The sequence below is a fragment of the Allobosea sp. P2_B12 genome (genome assembly GCF_056404835.1).
This window is the reverse complement of sequence record NZ_JBFUDG010000009.1, coordinates 1-19,152: the sequence shown is the minus strand read 5'-3', so window position 1 is coordinate 19,152 and position 19,152 is coordinate 1. Positions and strand designations below refer to the sequence as shown.

Below are 19,152 nucleotides of genomic sequence, written 5' to 3'. Positions count from 1 at the left end.
ATGGCCGCCCTCAGACCTCGGCCCGCCACGGATAGCTCCAGGTCTCGGTCAGCGTCTTTTCGCCGCTTTTGAGGAAGGCGCGCATTTCGGCGAGTTGCCCCGGCTCGACGACGATGTCGATGAAGGCGCGAAACCCTTGCGTCTTCGGGTTTGGCACGATGAAGGCACGGTCGATCCGGCCATAGGCGATCGAGGGCACGATCTCGACCTTTTCCGGCTGGCGCAGGTGATAGTCGAGGTCGCCACCGGCGAAATCGACGATGAAGCGCCGCGCTCCCGCTGGCACCGGCTCGCCCGACCCAAGCGCCTTCGGCCGTGCCTGATAGGTGTTGATGATGCGCCCGCCCGGATGCAGGTCGTTCGAATCCATCATCGCGGTCAGCTTGTAGCCAAAAGAAAATTCGCGGCCGGGCTCCAGCGGCGTCTTCGGCGCCCAGAGCGCGACGATGTTGTCATTGGTCTCGTCGGTCGTGGGGATCTCGATCAGCTCGACCGCGCCCTCGCCCCAGTCGCCCTGCGGCTCGATCCAGTAGGACGGGCGCAGTTCATAGGTCAGGTCGAGATCCTGGTAGTGCTCGAAGACGCGGTCGCGCTGCATCAGCCCGAAGCCCCGGACATTGCGCTCGACGAAGGAGGAGACCGCCTGCTGCCGGGGGTTGCGCAGCGGCCGCCAGATCCACTCGCCGGTGCCGGAATGGATCATCAGCCCGTCCGAATCATGCAGCTCGGTACGGAAATCGTCATGGATCCGCCGGTCGTTCTCGCCGGTGAAAAACATCGAAGTCAGTGGCGCCAGGCCGAGCCTCTCGATCGGCTTGCGCGGGAACAAGGTCGCCCCGACATCGACCACGGAATCGACATCCGGGTAGATATGGAAGCGGTAGGCCCCCGTCACGGAGGCTGAATCGAGCAGGGCATAGACCGTGACGCGCTCGGCGTTGGCAGCGGGCGCCTCGACCCAGAACTCCCGGAACATCGGGAACTCCTCCCCGCCCGGCACGCCGGCGCCGATCGCCAGCCCCCGCGCCGACAGGCCGTAGCGCTGCTCGCGGCCGAGCACCCGGAAATAGCTCGCGCCGATGAAGGAGATCAGCTCGTCATAGATGCGTGGATCGTTGAGCGGGTAATGCAGCCGAAAACCGGCAAACCCGAGATTGACCGGCAGCGGCTTGTCGAACTTGACCCGGCCCTGGTCGAACAGGTTCGCCGAGTAGGGCACCGGCGTCGGCACGCCGTCGCGCACGACATTGACCGCGACGGGGCGCGTGAACAGGAAGCCCGGATGGAACATCTGCATCCGGAACGGCGAGCCGTTCTGGGCGAGCAGCGCACGATCCGGCCGGAAGCGGATGTCGCGCCAGGAATCGAAATCCAGCCGCGCCAGCGGTTCGGGCAGGTTCGGGCCGGGATCATAGGGGACGGCCGCGATCTCGCGGGCTCGGCGCACCACCTCCTCGAAGCCGAAGCGCGGCTGCGGCGGCTCGGCGGAAGGTTCGGCCTGCGGTGCGGGTTGCTGCGCCAGCAGGACGGACGGAGCCGTCGAGAGGCTCAGCGCGGCTGAAAGCCCCGCCAGGACACGGCGGCGGTTCGTGAAGGTCATGCTGGGTCCGTCGTCTGGTCTTGGCCGCCGTCGGAGGCGGATTGTCAAAGGCTTGCCTGCCAGTGACTTAGGCGAGGAATTGGGGCCGGTCTAGGGCGGGATCGCCCGAGGAGACGGCACCTGACGACGCTCAGGCCGTCATCAGGCCCAGATGCTCGACGAATGGGCCGCATGACAATCTCCCATGCGCCGCATCGCGGCCAAAGCGACCCATCCAGACCGCCGCAGACAATTCGACCCCCGCGTCCAAAAAAACCTTGCGGAGGGGAGGCATCGTCCGTATATGCAGCTCACCCAATTCGCACGTGCCTGTGGCCGCGTGTCAGTCGGTGGGCATCCGGACAAGAGGCCGGACAGCCGCCAGGAGTTGGAGGACGGATGGAGGGGGATGGATATCCCCTCAAATCACGCCTCCCGGTTCCCCCCAAGGGAATTGTTCTCCGAACAGCGACTGGCAGCCGGAGGCGAAACCGGCGAACCCCGAATCTCCACGGGGGACGCAGCTTAAAGCAACGACGGAACGGGCTTTTTTTGGTCTCGCTGGTCCTCCAAAGACCAGCACCGAAGAGGCTTGTCCTTCATTGCCGGGCGTGCGGGGTCTTCCCAAGCGACGGTTATCAGAGTCCGGACGTTTCGTTCGGTGATCCTTGGCGTTTCCAACGCGCCGTGGACCGCCCGACCGACTCAGGCCGGCTTCATGTCGCATCGGCGCCGCTTGCGCCGGAGGGAGACGCGTCTCATGACCGAGCGCATCCGTGAGTTCCTTCGTACCCGTCGCGATGACGGTCCTTGCGTCGTCATCGACCTCGATGTCGTCGGCGAGAACTATCATGCCTTCTCGCGGGCCCTTCCCGACACGCGCGTGTTCTACGCCGTGAAGGCGAATCCCGCGCCGGAAGTGCTGGGCCTGCTGGCCAAGCTCGGCTCGAGCTTCGACTGCGCTTCGGTCGTCGAGATCGAACTCGCACTCGCAGCCGGCGCGACGGCCGACCGCATCTCCTTCGGCAACACCATCAAGAAGGAGCGAGACGTCGCTCGCGCCATGGAGCTCGGCGTTCGCCTCTTCGCGGTCGATTGCACGGCCGAGGTCGAGAAGATCGCCCGTTCGGTCGACAAGACCGGCGCGTCGGATGTGCGGATCTTCTGCCGCATCCTCTGCGACGGTGCCGGTGCCGACTGGCCGCTCTCGCGCAAGTTCGGCTGCGAGCCCGACATGGCCGCGGACGTGCTTGAGCACGGCCATCGCCTCGGCCTGACCGCGCATGGCATCTCGTTCCATGTCGGCTCGCAGCAGGCCAATGTGAACGCTTGGGATTCCGCTCTGGGCTCCGCCTCGGCGGTGTTCAAGGAGTGCGCCACCCGTGGGCTCTCGCTGTCGATGGTCAATCTCGGCGGCGGCTTCCCGGCGCGTTACCTGAAGCCGATCCCCGGCGTGCCGTCCTATGGCGATGCGATCTTCCAGGCGCTGTCGAAGCATTTCGGCAACCAGCTCCCGGAGACCATCATCGAGCCGGGTCGCGGCATGGTCGGCAATGCCGGCCTGATCGAGACCGAGGTCGTCCTGATCTCGAAGAAGGCCAAGGACGACCAGGTCGCCTGGGTCTATCTCGACATCGGCAAGTTCAACGGTCTCGCCGAGACCATGGACGAGGCGATCCGTTACCCGATCCGCAGCGCCCGCGACGGCGATGCGACGGTGCCCTGCGTTCTGGCCGGCCCGACCTGCGATTCGGTCGACGTCATGTACGAGAAGACCCCGTACATGCTGCCGTTCAGCCTGGAGATCGGCGACAAGCTGCTCATCGAGGGCACGGGCGCCTATACGACGACCTATTCGGCCGTCGCCTTTAACGGCTTCCCGCCGCTGAGGCAGTACGTCATCTGACGAAAACGGGGCGCGACCAAAACCGCGCCCCTCACCAATCGGGTCCGGCGAAGCGCCCTGCCAGGTTCGGCAGGCCGCCCGGCGGTTTCGGGCGGAGCGTCCGTGTCTTCCAAGAATGGAGGCACGGCCGTGGCTCCCGCCGGACCCTCTTCCACCCTCATCCCTTGATGTTGTGGCCGCGCTCCCGCGCGGCGCCGGGAAGGTCTGCGGAATCGCAGGCGCTCCGGCCGGAGGTGCGTCATGATCACGATCCGCGACGAGGTCGCTGCCGATGTTCCCGCCCGCGAGGCGCTGCTCGACCATTGCCTGGGCGAGCGCCGCACCGCCAAGTCGAGCGAGCGGCTCCGCGAAGGTCGTTTGCCGGCTGATGGTCTTGCCCTGACCGCCGAGCGCGACGGCGTCGTCGTCGCAACCGTCCGGCTCTGGCATGTCGAGGCGGCCGGCAAACCCGCGCTGCTGCTCGGCCCGCTCGCGGTCGCGCCGGACCTGCAGGGCGAGGGCGTCGGCCGCGCGATGATGCGCGAGGCGATCTGGCGCGCAGCCTGCCGCGGCCATGGCGCCGTGCTGCTCGTCGGCGACGCCGCCTATTACGAGCGCTTCGGCTTCTCCGGCGACCTGACCCGCGATCTCGCCATGCCGGGCCCGGTGGAACGCGAGCGCTTCCTTGCCCTCGAACTGCGCGATGGCGCGCTCGCCGGGGCGGCTGGCGTACTCATCGCGACCGGGCGTCCGGACCACACCGCCCTGCCGGCAGAGCCGGTGCGCCGCGCCGCCTGAGGATAACCAGGACAGTCCCGGCGTTTCGCCGGGACTGTCACGCATCCGTCATCGAACCGTAACCGCTTCGTCGTCCAGCCCCTCCATGACCCCCGCCAAAGGTAGGGGTGCATGGCGCAGGCGGTTTTCACGACGGGCAAGGCGAGGGGATGGAGCGTGCCGCGCTGGCGGCCGCGCCAGACCACCGTGCTCGCCTTCGCGATGCTGGCGCCGTCGCTGCTCTTCCTGGCGCTGTTCACCTACTGGCCGGTCGTCCAGGTCCTCTGGCAGTCGTTCCACGGACAGATCCGCGTCGGCGGCCCGCAGGCCTATGTCGGGCCGCATAATTTCCTCAAGCTCTTCGCCGACCCTGCCTTCCGCAAGGCGCTCGGCAATAATCTGGTCTATGCGCTGGGCACCGTGATTCCGAGCCTCGTGCTGGCGCTGGGCTTCGCCATGGCGCTGGTGAAATCGAGCCGCGTCAACGCACTGTTCCGGGCTCTGTTCTTCCTGCCCGTGCTGATCCCGCTGGTCGCCGCGGCGTCGATCTTCCTGTTCCTGTTCCTGCCCAATGTCGGCTTGCTGGACTACCACCTTGCCAAGCTCGCCATCTCCGGCCCGAACTGGCTCGGCGATCCCGACATCGCGCTCTGGTCGATCATGGCGCTGACGATCTGGAAGAACGCCGGCTACTACATGCTGTTCTTCCTGGCCGGCCTCCAGGCCGTGCCGGCCGACGCCTATGAGGCGGCGATACTCGACGGCGCCGGCCCGTGGCAGCGGCTGCGCTATGTCACCCTGCCCTATCTCAAGCCGACCATCGGCTTCGTCCTGGTGATCGGACTCCTGAACGTCGTCACCCAGGTCGACCATGTCTTCGTCCTGACCAAGGGCGGCCCGTCCGACTCGACCAACCTGCTGCTGTTCTACATCTACCAGCAGGCGGTCGAGAACTACGACGCCGGGCGCGCGGCGGCCGGCACGCTGGTAATGCTGGCGCTGCTGCTCGCCGTCACCGCCTCCTCGCTGCGCACGCTCGAGCGCTCCTTCGGGGAGAAGGAGCCATGAGCCAGACGGGTATTCACCAGGCCAGCACGGGAGTCGCGACCGGCGAGATCTCGCCCAAACTCGGCTATGCCGCGACACTGCTGATCGCAGCGCTCTGGATGGTGCCCTTCCTGTGGATGCTGGTCGCCGCCTTCAATCCCGAGAGCATCGGCGCCGGCATGGCCTCGCTGGTGCCGTCCTACATCCCAACGCTCGCCAATTTCCGCGAGGCCTGGGCCTCGGCCGACTTTCCCCGCTATGGCCTCAACACCACGATCATCAGCCTCGGCATCCTCGCCGTGCAGATCGTCACGATCACTTTAGCTGGCTATGCCTTCGCGCGGCTGGAATTTCCCGGCCGGACGCTCTGCTTCTATCTCTTCCTGCTCCAGCTCATGCTGGCACCGGTCGTGCTGATCGTCCCCAACCTGACGACGATCGCGAAGCTCGGCCTCTATGACAGCCTACTCGGCGTGATGGCACCCTATTTCGCCTCCGCCTTCGGCACCTTCCTGATGCGCCAGGCCTTTCGGGCGATCCCACGCGAACTGGAAGATGCGGCGCTCATCGACGGCGCCAGCGTCTTTCAGCGCATCGGCTTCATCTACCTGCCGCTGGCAAAACCCTCGCTCGTCGCCTTCTCGATCGTCTCGGTCACCGCCCATTGGAACGAATTCCTCTGGCCGCTGATGGTGATCAACTCGCCCGATCTGCGCCCGCTGACCGTCGGCCTCGCCTCGTTCACGCGCGGCGCCGAGGGCGCCCAGGCCTGGGGCGTGATCGCAGCCGGCACCCTGCTGGTCAGCGCGCCGCTGCTCATCGCCTTCGCGGTGTTCCAGCGTGCCTTTGTCAACTCCTTCGTCTCCTCCGGCATCAAGTAAGGAAAAACACCATGACGACTACCCGCCGCACTTTGCTGGCCGGCGCCGCGCTGGCTGCGAGCTTCGCGCTCTCCCCCGCCTTCGCGCAGGCGCCGACCGAGATCGAGCTGTTCTTCCCCGTCCCCGTCGACGGCCAGCTCGCCCGCGACATGGCCACCCTGATCAAGGAGTTCAACGAGAAGAACCCGTCGATCAAGGCGACGCCGGTCTATACCGGCTCCTATGACGAGACCCTGATCAAGACCCGCGCCGCGATGAAGGCCGGCAAGCCCCCCGCCGCCGTGATCATGTCCGCCAACTTCCTGCTCGACCTCAAGATCGAGGGCGAGATCCAGTCGATGGACGCGCTGATCAAGGCCGACGGCAAGACCAACGACCAGTTCATGGGCCAGTTCTTCGACGCGCTACACGGCAATGCCGTGCTCGACCGTCAGGTCTATGGCGTGCCCTTCCACAACTCGACGCCGCTGCTTTACGTCAACACGGACCATCTCAAGGAAGCCGGCCTCGATCCTGACAAGCTGCCCGCCAACTGGGAAGAACTGGTCGCCACCGCCAAAAAGCTGACCAAGCGCGACGGCGACCGCGTCACCCGCTGGGGCATGATGATGCCGTCCAACTATGATTACGGCGGTTGGATCCTGCAGGCGCTGACCCAGTCGAACGGCGGCGAGTGGTTCAATGTCAATTACGGCGGCGAGGTCTATTACGACACGCCGTCCATGCTGGGCGCACTCACCTTCTGGTCGGACCTCGTCACCAAGCACAAGGTCCACCCGGCCGGCGTGCAGGCCGGCGGCGCGGTGTCGGGCGCCTTCCTCGCAGGCCAGACCTCGATGATGCTGCTCTCGACGGGCTCGCTGACCCATATCCGCAACAACGCCAAGTTCCCCTACAAGGTCGCCTTCGTGCCGAAGAACGTCCGCAACGCGGTTCCGATCGGCGGTGCCTCGCTGGTCATTCCGACCGGCGTCGAGGGCGAGCGCCGCAAGGCCGCCTGGACGCTGATCAACTGGATGACGGCGCCGGAAAAATCCGCCTGGTGGAGCCGCGCGACCGGCTATTTCGCGCCCAACAAGGCCGCCTACGACACGCCCGACATGAAGGAGTTCATCGCCAAGAACCCCGACGCCGGCATCGCGGTCAAGCAGCTGGACGTCGCCAAGCCCTGGTTCGCCACCTACAAGACGGTTCCCGTCCGCAAGGCGATCGAGGACGAGCTCGCCGCCGTGCTGTCGGGCAAGAAGACCCCGAAGGAGGCCCTCGCCGCCGCCCAGAAGCAGGCCGACGAGATCATGCGCCCCTTCGTCGAGCAGACCGCGCTGAAGCTGCCGACGAACTGATACTTGCGATCGAAGGGATGCCCGGCACCGAGCCGGGTATCCCTTCGTCGCTCCCCTCCACCGTCATGGTCGGGCTTGTCCCGACCATCCACGTCTTCTCTTCCTGGACGTCGCAAGGCGTGGATGCTCGCCACAAGGGCGAGCATGACGGGAAGGTTGCATCCGGATACCCGTTCAATGCTCATCGCCCAGATCACCGACCTGCATATCCGCCCGCGCGGCAAGCCTGCTTATCGCGTCTCCGAGACCAATGCCCTGAGCGAACGCGCGCTCGACGTCGTGGCGAAGCTCACGCCCCGCCCCGATGTGCTCGTCATCACCGGCGACCTGACGGATTGCGGGCTCGCCGAGGAATATGCCCTCCTGCGGGCCATGCTCGCGCCGCTGGGCATTCCGGTCCTGCTGGTGCCGGGCAACCACGACCGCCGCGAGACTCTGACCGCCGGGCTGACGCTCGATCCGCGCCAAGTGCTGGATGGCGGCTTCGTCCAGTTCGTCGCCGATCTCGGCCCGATGCGGCTGATCGGTCTCGACACGCTTTTACCGGGCAAGAGCGCCGGGGCACTCTGCGCGACGCGGCTCGCCTTCCTCGACAAGGCGCTGACCGAGGCGAACGGCAAGCCGGTCGCGATCTTCATGCATCACCCGCCCTTCGACTGCGGCATCGCCCATATGGATGCGATCCGGCTGCTCGACGGCGCCGCCGAATTCGCCGCGATCGTCGCCCGCCATCCCAATATCGAGCGCATCCTCTGCGGCCATCACCACCGCCCGATCGTCACCCGCTTTGCCGGCACCATCGCGCAGATCGCACCCAGCGTGACGCATCAGGTCACGCTCGACCTGTCGGAGACGAGCGAGGCGACCTTCCACATGGAACCGCCGGCCTATCTGCTGCATTCGTTCCGCGAGGGCGCGGGCTTCGTCACGCACACTGCCTATGTCGAGCGCTTTCCGGGGCCCTACCCCTTCGTGCTCGATGCCGACTATCCGGGCGGCCACTAGCATCGCCGCAAGCACACCGCACGATTGACGCAGGCGCGCTTCGCCCATACGAGCCGGGGATGGCTCCGCGCGGCCACCCCTCCCAACAGCGCTACCCCCAGAAGGAGACAACCCGAGAATGAGCAACTGGCCCGTACACGGAAAGATCACCGGCCCGATCGTGATGATCGGCTTCGGCTCCATCGGCCGCGGCACGCTGCCGCTGATCGAACGGCATTTCGAGTACGACAAGTCGCGCTTCGTGGTGATCGGACCCGATGATGCCGACCGTGCCTTGCTCGACGAGCGCGGCATCCGCTTCATCAAGGAGGCGGTGACCAAAGATAATTACAAGACGCTACTCGAGCCGCTGCTGACCGTCGGCGGCGGACAGGGCTTCTGCGTCAACCTCTCGGTCGACACCGGCTCGCTCGACATCATGCAGCTCTGCTCAAATCTCGGCGCGCTCTATATCGACACGGTCAACGAGCCCTGGCTCGGCTTCTATTTCGACCACAGCAAGGGTGCGAGCGAGCGTTCGAACTACGCCCTGCGCGAGGCGACGCTCAGTGCCAAGCATGCGCGCCCGGCCGGCACCACCACGGCCGTCTCCTGCTGCGGCGCCAATCCCGGCATGGTCTCCTGGTTCGTCAAGCAGGGCCTGCTCAATATCGCCGCCGATCTCGGCTTGCAGATCCTCGAGCCGAAGAGCCGCGAGGATTGGGGCAGGCTTGCCCAGACCGTCGGCGTCAAGGGCATCCACATCGCCGAGCGCGACACCCAGCGTGCTAGGCAGCCGAAGCTGCCGGGCGTCTTCGTCAACACCTGGTCGGTCGAGGGCTTCGTCTCGGAAGGCATGCAGCCGGCCGAACTCGGCTGGGGCACGCACGAGACCTGGATGCCCGAGAACGGCCGCGAGCACGAGGCCGGCTGCAAGGCCGCGATCTATCTGCTCCAACCCGGCGCCAACACCCGCGTCCGCAGCTGGTGCCCGACACCCGGCGCGCAATACGGCTTCCTGGTGACGCATAACGAGTCGATCTCGATCGCCGACTACTTCACCGTGCGCGATGAGGCTGGCAAGCCGGTCTACCGGCCGACCTGCCACTATGCCTATCACCCCGCCAACGACGCCGTGCTCTCGCTGCACGAGATGTTCGGCGCGGCCGGGAAGGTCCAGGACCAACACCACATCCTCGAGGAAAACGAGATCGTCGACGGCATCGACGAACTCGGCGTGCTCCTCTACGGCCATGGCAAGAACGCCTACTGGTACGGCTCGCAGCTTTCCGTCGAGGAAACCCGCCGGATCGCCCCCTACCAGAACGCCACCGGCATGCAGGTCACCTCGGCCGTGCTCGCCGGCATGGTCTGGGCGCTGGAAAACCCGAAGGCCGGCATTGTCGAAGCCGACGAGATGGATTTCCGCCGCTGCCTCGACGTCCAGCTGCCCTATCTCGGCCCGGTCACCGGCCACTACACCGACTGGACGCCGCTCGACGGCCGCCCCGGCTTCTTCCCGGAGGACATCGACACCAGCGATCCCTGGCAGTTCCGGAATATTCTGGTTCGGTGAGAGCTGTCATTCCGGGGCAGGCGCATAGCGCCTGAACCCGGAACCCATGACTGGGTGGCCCGGCAAAGGACGTAGGTAACGCGGCATTGTACCCCGTCGTGGGTTCCGGGTTCGGCCCTCCGGGCCGCCCCGGAATGACGCGCGGCTACGGCGCCCGCTTCACCTTGACGCCCGCCAGCAGCGCCCCGCCCGCGAGGAAGAACACCACCAGCACGGCCAGCCCGGCGCGCTGGCTGGCGAAGACCGTCGTCGCCAGCGCCACCAGCGTCGGCCCCAGGAATGACGTGACCTTCCCCGACAGCGCGAACAGCCCGAAGAACTCGCCCGTGCGCCCCTCCGGCGCGAGCCTCGCCATGAGGCTGCGCGACGAAGCCTGCAACGGACCGGCGACGAGGCCGATCAGCAGGCCCAAACCGAGATAGACCTTCTCCGGTAGCGAGGCGAAGAGCCCGTCGCCCGGCGTCGCCGGCGCAGCCGCGATCACGAAGAACACCGTGTCGCGACCCAGCGACAGGATGCCGAGGCAGGCCAGCAGCAGGCAAGCAATCGCACCCAGCACCACGGCCTTGCCGCCTATCCGGTCATCGAGCTTGCCGCCGAGCCAGGCGCCGAGCGTGCCGGTGATGGTCAGCATGATGCCGAAGATGCCGAGTTCGATCGTCTGCCAGCCAAAGACGCCAGCGGCATAGATGCCCCCAAAAGCGAAGAGCGCGACGAGTGCATCCTGGTAGATCATATTGGCCAGCAGGAACCGCCCGAGCGACGGCAGGCGCGGCAGCTCTTGGAGCGTCGCCTTCAAGCGGCCGACGCCGCCCTTGGCCGCTTCGCCGAGCTTCATGCCGGTGCGGACGGAATCCGGCGTGAACAGGAACATCGGCGTTACGAAGACGATGAACCAGAGCGCCGTCAGAGGCCCCGAGAAGCGATCGCCCTCGCGAGCGGCCGCATCGAGCCCCAGGATCGGCGTCAGCCCGGCCAGTGTCTTGCCCGTGGTCGGATCGGCTGCCAGCAACGCCAGCGTGATGCCCAGCGACAGCAGGCCGCCGAGATAGCCGATCGCCCAACCCGTGCCCGAGAGCCAGCCGAGCCGCTCCGGCGGCACCAGCCGCGTCATCATCGCATTGTTGAAGGTGGTCGCGAATTCGGCGCCGATGGTCGCGACGATGAAGCCGGCAAGCGCAATCGGCACCGCATAGGCTGAACCCGGCACGGCAAACCAAAGCGCACCCGAGCCCAGCACCAGCAGCGCCCCGAACACCGCGATCCAGGGCTTGCGCGGCCCGGTGCGGTCGGCGATGCCGCCGAGCAGCGGCGAGAGCAGCGCGATGCATAGGCCCGCGAAGCCCGTGGCATAGCCCCACAGCGCCTGTCCCTGCGCGGGATCGGAGGCCAGCGCAGCGGCGAAGAATGGCGCGAAGACGAAGGTCGTGATCAGCGTGAAGAAGGGCTGGGCCGCCCAGTCAAAGAACAGCCAGGCCGTCACCGCCCGGCGGGGCGGGTAGACGACGGGCGCGGTCTCGGCACTCGCAGGAGGCAGGCTCACTGCAGCGTCGTCTCGGGGTCGCCGCCGCCCCGCGCCAGCTCGATCTCGGTGATCGCCACCAGCACCTCGGCACGCTGCTTCAGGCTCGGCGCTTCCAGCAGCGCCTGCTTCTCACGCGGCCCGAACGGGCACATCATCGACAGCGCATTGACCAGCGCCTCGTTGGGCGCCTCGTTGACGCCCTTCCAGTCGATCTTGAGGTCGCTCGCCTTGGCGAAGGCCCGCAGCGCCTTGAGCAGCGCGGCGCGGTCGACCTCGTCCTCCCCGGCCCGCGCCGTGAAATCGAGGATGAAATCGTCATAATCGATGCGGCACTGCCGGTAAGGCGTCGTGACCGGCAGCTCCTCGGCGATGCGGAAACGGCTGATCCCCGTCAGCGTCAGGATATAGCGGTCGTCGCCGGTCTCGGCGAATTGCGTGATCCGACCGAGACAGCCGACCTGCAGCAGTGGCGGCGTCGCCGACTGGCGCCCGCTCTCGGGCTCCGGCTGGATGATGCCGATGACGCGATGGCTCCTGACCGCGTCGTCGATCATGGCGATATAGCGCGGCTCGAAGATGTTGAGCGGCATCTGCCCGCGCGGCAGCAACAGGGCTCCGCCCAGCGGGAAGACCGGGATCACCGACGGGCAATCCTCGGGTCCCTTGTAGACGGCGTTCATGCCCATCTGTGGCAGCTCCTGCGGCTTAAGAGAACAACAGGGTGGAAAGCTTGCGGCGGCCGGCCATGCTGTGCTCGTCCATCGGCCCCCAGGCCTCGAAGAGCTGCAGCAGCTGCTTGCGGGCGCCGTCGTCGTTCCACGTCCGATCGGCCTTGATGATGGCGATCAGATGATCGACCGCCTCCTCGCGCCGGTCGCGTGCGTTCAGCGCCAGTGCCAGATCGAAACGGGCCTGATGGTCTTTCGGGTTGGCCGCGACCTTCGCCTCGAGCTCGCCGGTGTCGCCGAGCGCAGCCGCCTGTTCGGCCAGTTCGATCGCGGCGCGCACGGCCGCGACCGCCGGGTCTGCAGCCTTCGCCTCGGGCACCATGCCGATGATGCCGGTCGCACCCTCGAGGTCGCCCATGTCAAGATGCAGCCGCGCCAGGCCGGCGATCGCCGCGACGTTCTCGGGCTCGAGTTCGAGCACGCCGGCATAGAGTTCGCTGGCGCCGGCCGCGTCGCCCGCCTCAATCGCGGCCTGCGCTGCGGCGATCAGCTCTTCCGTCGGGCCTGGCCCCATCGGGCCGACCAGCTTCTCGATGAAGGCCTTGATCTGGCTTTCCGGCTGCGCGCCCATGAAGCCGTCGATCGGCTGGCCCTGCTTGAAGGCGATCACGGCGGGAATCGACTGGATGCCGAGCTGCCCCGGGATCTCCGGAAACTCGTCGATGTTCATCTTGACGAGCCGGACCTTGCCGCGCGCCTCCTTGACCACCTTCTCGATGACGGGAGTCAGCTGCTTGCAGGGTCCGCACCAGGGCGCCCAGAAATCGACCAGGACAGGCTGATTCATCGACTCGGCGACGACATCCTGCCGGAAGCCTTGAGTCGTCGTGTCCTTGATCAGGCCGGGGTTTTCGGCCGCTTCGGTATTGACCAGCATCGGTCGTCCTTCGTCGCGCTTGGATCAGACAAGGGGTCGGTTGCGGCCGCCGCTGCGACCGAACCATAGATGGGGAGGATCAGCCGTTCTGTCCATCATCGGGAACCGGCAAATCGACGATCAGCGGCTCATGGCCGGCGCCGCGCAGGAAGGCCAGCATGTCGTCGCGCCCGATCCGAAGCGTCGCCGTGTTGATCAGCGGATGGAAGTTCATGTCCTCGCCGCCGGTGAGGTTGCGGTCGAGCACCATCGTCACGACACCCGCGCGGTCGTTGACCACCGCGAAAGCCGTGACCGAGCCTGGCGTGACACCGAGCGTCTCCATCAACGCTTCCGCCGAGCAGAAGGACAGCCGCCCGCTGGCGCCCAGCGTCTCGTGCAGGCGCTTCAGGTCGATCCGGGCATTCTCCCGCGCCGAGACCAGGAAAAGCCGGCCCTTCTTGTCCTTCAGGAACAGGTTCTTGGAATGCAGCCCGGGCAGCGTGCCGCGCAGCGCCTGCGATTCGGCCACCGTGAAGACAGCCTCATGATCGATGCGCTCGAAGGCGAGACCCTGCGCGGTGAGATGGGCACAGAGCTCATCGGGCGTGAGCGGAGCGGCGGTAGCAAGCGTCTGGGACATCGGATTCGGCTTGGTTCGGCTTCGGAGGATCGGTTTTGGCAGGGCTCGCGCGATGCGTAACGAGCCGGAAGGGCCACCACAAGCGTCGTTTGCCGCGCGATAAGACCCGCGAAGCGCGGGTCTGGAACGTCATTCGGCAAAAGATGCGCGTTGCACAACAAGGCGCTTGCACTGCGCGCCGCTTTGGGGCAATAAGCCGGCCTCCGCGGCGGAAACGCCGCGACAGTGTCCTGATGCGGGAGTAGCTCAGGGGTAGAGCACAACCTTGCCAAGGTTGGGGTCGAGGGTTCGAATCCCTTCTCCCGCTCCAGGACATAATAAGGCCAGTTGGGCACGCAAGCGTCGGGTTTCCCGGCGCTTTTTGCGTTTGGCGACCGATCGCGGGCCGCCTTCGCCTGGGCGCCGCGCTCCTTGCGATCCTGACGGCGCGGTCTGGCCACCCACGGCTTGAGTGGCACGCCCGAGCGATAAGCGTCACGAGCCGCTATCGGCCGCATCCGAGACGACGCAGAGCCCTGTCCGAGCCAGCCAGGAATTGCTGGCGCGGCCTTTACGCGACAGAAATTCTCTTGCATGCAAGAAATGGATGATGCACCCCTCGGCAGATGAGAGGATGGCCGTGGGCGTCGGGAGAGTGATGAGACAGCCCTCCGGCTCGCGGATGAACGGCACGGGTCGGGTCGATCAAGTGCGGCGCCGCCTTGGGCACAGCCATCGCTGGGCTTCCACAGGCTGCAGCGCTTCCATGCGGAGTTGTTGTTGAAATGAAGACCATCCACGGCAAATGGAACGCCGATGAAAGCGCGATCACGCTGATCGACGCGCATCACCACCTGTGGGATCTGAAAAACAACTATTATCCCTGGCTGTCCGACACACCGGAAGACCGGTTCTTCCTCGGGAATTACGATCTCATCAAGCGCGACTATATGCCTGACGACTATCGCCGCGACACGTCCCGACACAACGTCTTGATGACCGTCCATTGCGAGGCCGAATGGGATCGCACCGACCAGGTCGGCGAAACCCGCTGGCTCAGCGCCATCAGCGAGCGCTTCGGCTTTCCCAATGCCATCGTCGCTCACGCCTGGTTTCATACGCCCGACGCGGCTGAGGTCCTGGCGCGGCAGGCGGCGTCCCCGATAGTGCGCGGCATTCGCTCCAAGCCGGTGACCTCGCATTCGCCCGACACGATGACGCCGGGCGCTCCCGGCACGATGCAGGATGAGGCCTGGCTACGGGGCTTCGCGCGATTGCAGGATTACGGCCTGAGCTGGGATTTGCGCGTTCCCGCCTGGCATCTGGCGGAAGCCGCCGAGGTTGCGCGCCTGTTTCCGGACATCAGGATCATCCTGAACCACACCGGCTTTCCGTGGGACCGCTCGGAGGAAGGCCTCGCAGCCTGGCGGTCGCAGATGCAGACGATCGCGAGACAGCCCAACGTCCACCTGAAGGTCTCGGAGTTCGGCCTCAAGGACCAGCCGTGGGATTTCGACTCCAACAAGCGGATCGTCCGGGACGCGGTGTCGATCTTCGGCATCGAGCGGTGCGTCTTCGCGAGCAATTTCCCCGTCGCGGGTCTGCGGGTCGATTTCGACACGCTGGTCAGCTCCGTTTCGCGCATGCTGGAGGATTACTCGCCCGCGGACCGCGAGAGGTTCTTCTGGCGCAATGCGGTTTCGTTTTATCGCCTGCCCGAGCCCGACGCGGCCTGAGCGCTGGGCCCGTCAACGGCTCTGGTTGGGCTGCAATAAAAATCTTGCATGCAACATTGAGCTGTGCCCTCTTTCGATCGCGCCGGCGCAGCCGGCCCACGGGCGGCGACGATCGCCCGGCCACAGTGACTGGCGGAAACGCGCGGGTAAGATGAACTATCATCGCTATTTCGGTTCCGCGGCCAGGCCGGTCGAGACCTGTATCGTGGGCACCGGCGATTTCGGCCGCAGCTTCCTTGGGCAGGCGCGTCGTGTCCCGTTGATCTCGACCCGAATCGCCGTCGACATCACGTCGGAACGCGCGGGCGAGGCCTGGCGCGCGGCGGGAGCCGATCCCCGGGAGATCGCGCTGTGCAGCACGGCGGCCGAGGCCAGGGCGGCCTGGGCCAGCGGAAAAATGATCGCGGCGGGGGATCTCGCCTGCGTCGTCGAACTGCCGATCGATGTGGTGATCGAAGCCACCGGACACCCCGAAGCCGGAGCGCGCCATTCGGCGATCGCGGTCGAGGCCGGACGCCATCTCGCGCTCGTCTCGAAGGAGGTCGACATCGTCGTCGGCGCCGGCCTTTCGGAGATGGCGCGCGCTCAGGGGCGGGTGGTGACGCCGATCGACGGCGACCAGCCGAGCCTGCTGATGGGACAGGTCACCTGGGCCGAGACGCTGGGCTTCACCGTCGTCGCCGCGGGCAAATCCAGCGAATACGACTTCGTTTTCGATGAAGCCGCCGGGACATTGCTGAGCAATGGCCGCGTCTCGCCGGTGAGCGGACTGGCCGATTGCTGGTCGCTCGGCGCGCGGCCCGTGGGCGAGGTCATCGCGCAGCGGTCGCAGATGGCCGCGATGCTGCCGCAGCGGACGGTGCCCGATCTCTGCGAACTGCTGATCGCCGCCAATGCGCTGGATCTGCAGCCCGACCGTCCCGATCTCCATGCGCCGATCCTGCGGATCAGCGAGGTCCCCGACGCCTTCGCGACCCTCGCCGATGGCGGCGTGCTGGCCGGCGAGCGGCGCATCGACGTGTTCAACTGCCTGAGGCGCCCCGACGAGATCAGCTTTGCCGGCGGCGTCTTCGTCGTCGTGCGCTGCGAGGATGCCGCCTCCTGGGCGATCCTGCGCGAGAAGGGCCATGTCCTGTCCCGCAACGGCGCCACCGCCATGCTGTATCTACCGCGCCATGTGCTGGGCCTGGAGGCTGCGACCAGCGTTCTGGAAGCCGGCATCCTCGGCGTGTCCAGCGGCGCCGAGAGGCCCAAGCCCCGCTTCGATCTCGCAGCAAGGGCCGACGCCGACCTGCCCGCCGGCACGATCCTGACCGCGAGCGGCCATCACCACAGCATCGCCGATGTCTCGGGCTACGCCGTGCCCGGCGCCGCGCTCGGCCCCGGAGTGCCGGTGCCGTATTATCTCGCCGCCAACCGGCGCCTGGTCAGGCCCGTGGCGAAAGGCGCGCTCATCGCCTGCGACGACGTCGAGATCGCCGAGGATTCGATGCTGGCGACGCTGCGGCGGCGTCAGGACCGGATGTTCTTCGGCGCGGGCGGATAAGCGATGGCCCGCGCGCGCCATCACTCGAAAATCGGTTTTGAAGATGGGCCGTCTCCCGCAGCGAATGTCGTGTGGCGGATGTCGGATTGGCCTAGACTGGACCGCCCCCGGATCGGGTAGAAGCCTTCGGTTTCGGGCCGGAGTCTTGCGTCCAAGACGTGAGCGCCTCGGATCGACACGAAAGGCGGGCGGGACCGTTCATGACAGATCTTCAGGACCTGACACCTCTGCAAGCGCTTCTGGCCAAGACGCCGCTGTCCGACGACGCCCGTCGCAAGGGTCAGCTTCACGGCAACACCGTCAAGCATCTGCGCAACCTGATCGTCACAGGCGTGTTGGCGCCCGGCGCCCGCCTGAATGAGAGAGAGTTGTGCGAGGAGATCGGCGTGTCCCGCACGCCGATCCGCGAGGCGATCAAGACGCTCGTCCAGGAAGGACTCCTGCGCGCGCTGCCCAACCAGTCCCCCATCGTCTCCGATCTCGATATCGAGGAGATCCAGGCACTGATCGACGTCGTCAGCACCATCGAAGGTCTGGCCGGCGAACTCGCCGCGGCTCAGGTCGGCGAGGAGGCCATCGCCGAGGTCGGCCTGCTGCATTATCAGATGATGCTGCATCACACGCGCGACGAGCTTCCCGCCTATTTCGAAGCCAACAAGGCCTTCCATCGGCGCATCATCGAGCTCTCGCGCAATTCCGTCCTGATCTGGGTGTGGGAGCTGCTGGCGCTGCGCGTCGACCGGGCGCGCTACACATCCAATCTCTGGCCCGCCCGCTGGGACAAGGCGATCGAGGAACACCAGTTGATCCTCGATGCGCTCACCGCCCGCGACCCCGCGCGGACCGGACAGGCGCTGCGCGCGCATGTCCGCAATGGCCTTGCCAGCTTGGTCGCCGCGCTGCAGGCGAAGCGAGCTGGCCGCGATACCTAGCGGATAGACCGTCTATTTGATCGGCGTGAACCGCACGCCCCTCAAAGCACCGACGACATCCCGCCGTCGACATAGATGATCTGGCCGTTGACGTAGTCGGACGCAGCCGAGGACAGGAACACCGCCGCGCCGACGAGTTCGCCCGGCTTGCCCCAGCGCCTTGCCGGCGTACGGCCCTTCACCCAGGCATCGAAGGTCGGGTTGTCGATCAGCGCCTGGTTCATGTCGGTGATCATGTAGCCCGGCCCGATTGCGTTAGCCTGGATGCCGGCCTCGGCCCATTCGGCCGCCATGGCCCGCGTCAGCATCTTGATGCCGCCCTTGGCGACCGTGTAGGGCGCCACCGTCGCGCGCGCCAGCTCGCTGGTCAGCGAGCCGATATTGATCACCTTGCCAGCCCCACGCGCGATCATGCGCTTGGCCGCCTCGCGCCCGATCATGAAGGCCGAGGTCAAATTGGTGTCGATGACGCGCTGCCAGTCGGCCGTGGCGAGTTCCACCATCGGCTTGCGAAACTGGATGCCGGCGTTGTTGACGAGGATGTCGACCGCGATGCCGGCGGCATCGAAACCCTCGAAGGCGCTGACGATCGCGGCCTCGTCGGTGACGTTGAACGGTGCCGGCTCGGCCTGATGCCCGGCCGCCCTGAACTCGGCGACGGCCTCGTCCACGCGGATGGGGTCGGTGCCGTTGATCAGGATGCAAGCGCCCGCGATCGCGAGCCCTTCCGCCATAGCGCGGCCGAGACCGCGCGAGGAACCGGTGACGAGCGCGGTCTTGCCCGAGAGATCGAAGAGAGGGTTGTTCATCTGGTTCTCACAGGCTGGAGCGTCGGACGGTGAGGTCTGAGCGTTTGAAGACGGCGGGGAGGAGTTCGACGCCGAGCCCGGGTCCTTCCATCGGCAGGACATGGCCGTCCTTGATGGTGGGCATTGTGGTGACGAGTTCGTTGTACCAGCCGGTGTAGAAGGCGCGCACCGATTCCTGGATCAGCGTGTTGGGCTGGCTGAACGAGGCGTGGATCGCCGCGATGAAGCCGACCGGGCCGATGCAGTCATGCGGCGCGAAGGGGCGGTGATAGGTTTCCGCCATCGCGGCGATCTTGCGGCCTTCGGTCAACCCGCCGGTCCAGCAC

Annotated in this window: 17 protein-coding genes and 1 tRNA gene; 11 read left to right on the top strand and 7 right to left on the bottom strand. The window is 66.4% G+C overall.

Features of this window, described 5'->3' with window-relative positions:
- Window positions 1-10: 10 nt before the first annotated feature.
- Window positions 11-1,600 carry a glucan biosynthesis protein G gene (locus tag AC1DYU_RS19630; protein ID WP_158486649.1) on the bottom strand — a complete coding sequence of 530 codons (1,590 nt, stop codon included), beginning with the start codon at window positions 1,598-1,600 and terminating at the stop codon, window positions 11-13.
- Between the two features lie 739 nt (window positions 1,601-2,339).
- Here AC1DYU_RS19630 and AC1DYU_RS19625 point away from each other — a divergent pair.
- From AC1DYU_RS19625 to AC1DYU_RS19595, 7 genes are all read left to right on the top strand, one after another.
- Window positions 2,340-3,485 (top strand): type III PLP-dependent enzyme, encoded by a 1,146-nt coding sequence (locus tag AC1DYU_RS19625; RefSeq protein WP_476793088.1) that lies wholly within the window; start codon window positions 2,340-2,342, stop codon window positions 3,483-3,485.
- A gap of 240 nt (window positions 3,486-3,725) precedes the next feature.
- Window positions 3,726-4,262 (top strand): GNAT family N-acetyltransferase, encoded by a 537-nt coding sequence (locus AC1DYU_RS19620; RefSeq protein WP_476793087.1) that lies wholly within the window; start codon window positions 3,726-3,728, stop codon window positions 4,260-4,262.
- A 201-nt stretch (window positions 4,263-4,463) separates the two neighbouring features.
- Entirely contained in the window at window positions 4,464-5,309 is an 846-nt protein-coding gene (locus AC1DYU_RS19615; protein WP_476793210.1) for a carbohydrate ABC transporter permease, read from the top strand.
- Window positions 5,306-6,169: a carbohydrate ABC transporter permease gene (locus tag AC1DYU_RS19610; RefSeq protein WP_476793086.1), complete on the top strand. Its 864-nt coding sequence runs from the start codon at window positions 5,306-5,308 to the stop codon at window positions 6,167-6,169. The genes AC1DYU_RS19615 and AC1DYU_RS19610 overlap by 4 nt, the downstream gene beginning before the upstream one ends.
- 11 nt (window positions 6,170-6,180) lie before the next feature.
- Window positions 6,181-7,512: an ABC transporter substrate-binding protein gene (locus tag AC1DYU_RS19605; RefSeq protein WP_476793085.1), complete on the top strand. Its 1,332-nt coding sequence runs from the start codon at window positions 6,181-6,183 to the stop codon at window positions 7,510-7,512.
- 177 nt (window positions 7,513-7,689) lie between these two features.
- Entirely contained in the window at window positions 7,690-8,517 is an 828-nt protein-coding gene (locus AC1DYU_RS19600; RefSeq protein WP_476793084.1) for a phosphodiesterase, read from the top strand.
- 118 nt (window positions 8,518-8,635) lie between these two features.
- Complete coding sequence (locus AC1DYU_RS19595) at window positions 8,636-10,072, top strand: homospermidine synthase (protein WP_476793083.1); 1,437 nt, start codon at window positions 8,636-8,638, stop codon at window positions 10,070-10,072.
- A 145-nt stretch (window positions 10,073-10,217) separates the two neighbouring features.
- Here the strand turns inward: AC1DYU_RS19595 and AC1DYU_RS19590 are convergent, their stop codons facing one another.
- The 4 genes from AC1DYU_RS19590 to AC1DYU_RS19575 form a co-directional block, all read right to left on the bottom strand.
- Window positions 10,218-11,615 carry an MFS transporter gene (locus AC1DYU_RS19590; RefSeq protein ID WP_476793082.1) on the bottom strand — a complete coding sequence of 466 codons (1,398 nt, stop codon included), beginning with the start codon at window positions 11,613-11,615 and terminating at the stop codon, window positions 10,218-10,220.
- On the bottom strand, window positions 11,612-12,283 hold the full coding sequence (locus AC1DYU_RS19585) for an LON peptidase substrate-binding domain-containing protein (RefSeq protein WP_158486660.1): 672 nt from the start codon (window positions 12,281-12,283) through the stop codon (window positions 11,612-11,614). Before AC1DYU_RS19585 ends, AC1DYU_RS19590 begins: the two co-directional genes overlap by 4 nt.
- Window positions 12,284-12,302: 19 nt before the next feature.
- Window positions 12,303-13,202, bottom strand: coding sequence for a thioredoxin (gene trxA / locus AC1DYU_RS19580; protein ID WP_476793081.1), 900 nt, complete (start codon window positions 13,200-13,202; stop codon window positions 12,303-12,305).
- 79 nt (window positions 13,203-13,281) lie between these two features.
- Window positions 13,282-13,824 carry a prolyl-tRNA synthetase associated domain-containing protein gene (locus AC1DYU_RS19575; RefSeq protein WP_476793080.1) on the bottom strand — a complete coding sequence of 181 codons (543 nt, stop codon included), beginning with the start codon at window positions 13,822-13,824 and terminating at the stop codon, window positions 13,282-13,284.
- Between the two features lie 235 nt (window positions 13,825-14,059).
- Between AC1DYU_RS19575 and AC1DYU_RS19570 the strand changes: the two genes are divergently transcribed.
- The 4 genes from AC1DYU_RS19570 to AC1DYU_RS19555 all read left to right on the top strand — a co-directional run bounded on the left by AC1DYU_RS19570 (window position 14,060) and on the right by AC1DYU_RS19555 (window position 18,017).
- Window positions 14,060-14,134, top strand: a tRNA-Gly gene (locus AC1DYU_RS19570).
- 454 nt (window positions 14,135-14,588) lie between these two features.
- Window positions 14,589-15,539: an amidohydrolase family protein gene (locus AC1DYU_RS19565; RefSeq protein WP_476793079.1), complete on the top strand. Its 951-nt coding sequence runs from the start codon at window positions 14,589-14,591 to the stop codon at window positions 15,537-15,539.
- A 151-nt stretch (window positions 15,540-15,690) separates the two neighbouring features.
- Window positions 15,691-17,085, top strand: coding sequence for an NAD(P)H-dependent oxidoreductase (locus AC1DYU_RS19560; protein WP_476793078.1), 1,395 nt, complete (start codon window positions 15,691-15,693; stop codon window positions 17,083-17,085).
- Window positions 17,086-17,285: 200 nt separating this feature from the next.
- The gene (locus AC1DYU_RS19555; RefSeq protein ID WP_476793077.1) at window positions 17,286-18,017 is read left to right on the top strand and encodes a GntR family transcriptional regulator; all 732 of its coding nucleotides are present in this window, start codon (window positions 17,286-17,288) and stop codon (window positions 18,015-18,017) included.
- A gap of 41 nt (window positions 18,018-18,058) precedes the next feature.
- Here the strand turns inward: AC1DYU_RS19555 and AC1DYU_RS19550 are convergent, their stop codons facing one another.
- Window positions 18,059-18,826: an SDR family oxidoreductase gene (locus AC1DYU_RS19550; protein ID WP_476793076.1), complete on the bottom strand. Its 768-nt coding sequence runs from the start codon at window positions 18,824-18,826 to the stop codon at window positions 18,059-18,061.
- Between the two features lie 7 nt (window positions 18,827-18,833).
- Window positions 18,834-19,152, bottom strand: a 319-nt coding sequence (locus AC1DYU_RS19545; protein WP_476793075.1) for an enolase C-terminal domain-like protein, incomplete at its 5' end; no start/stop codon positions are given.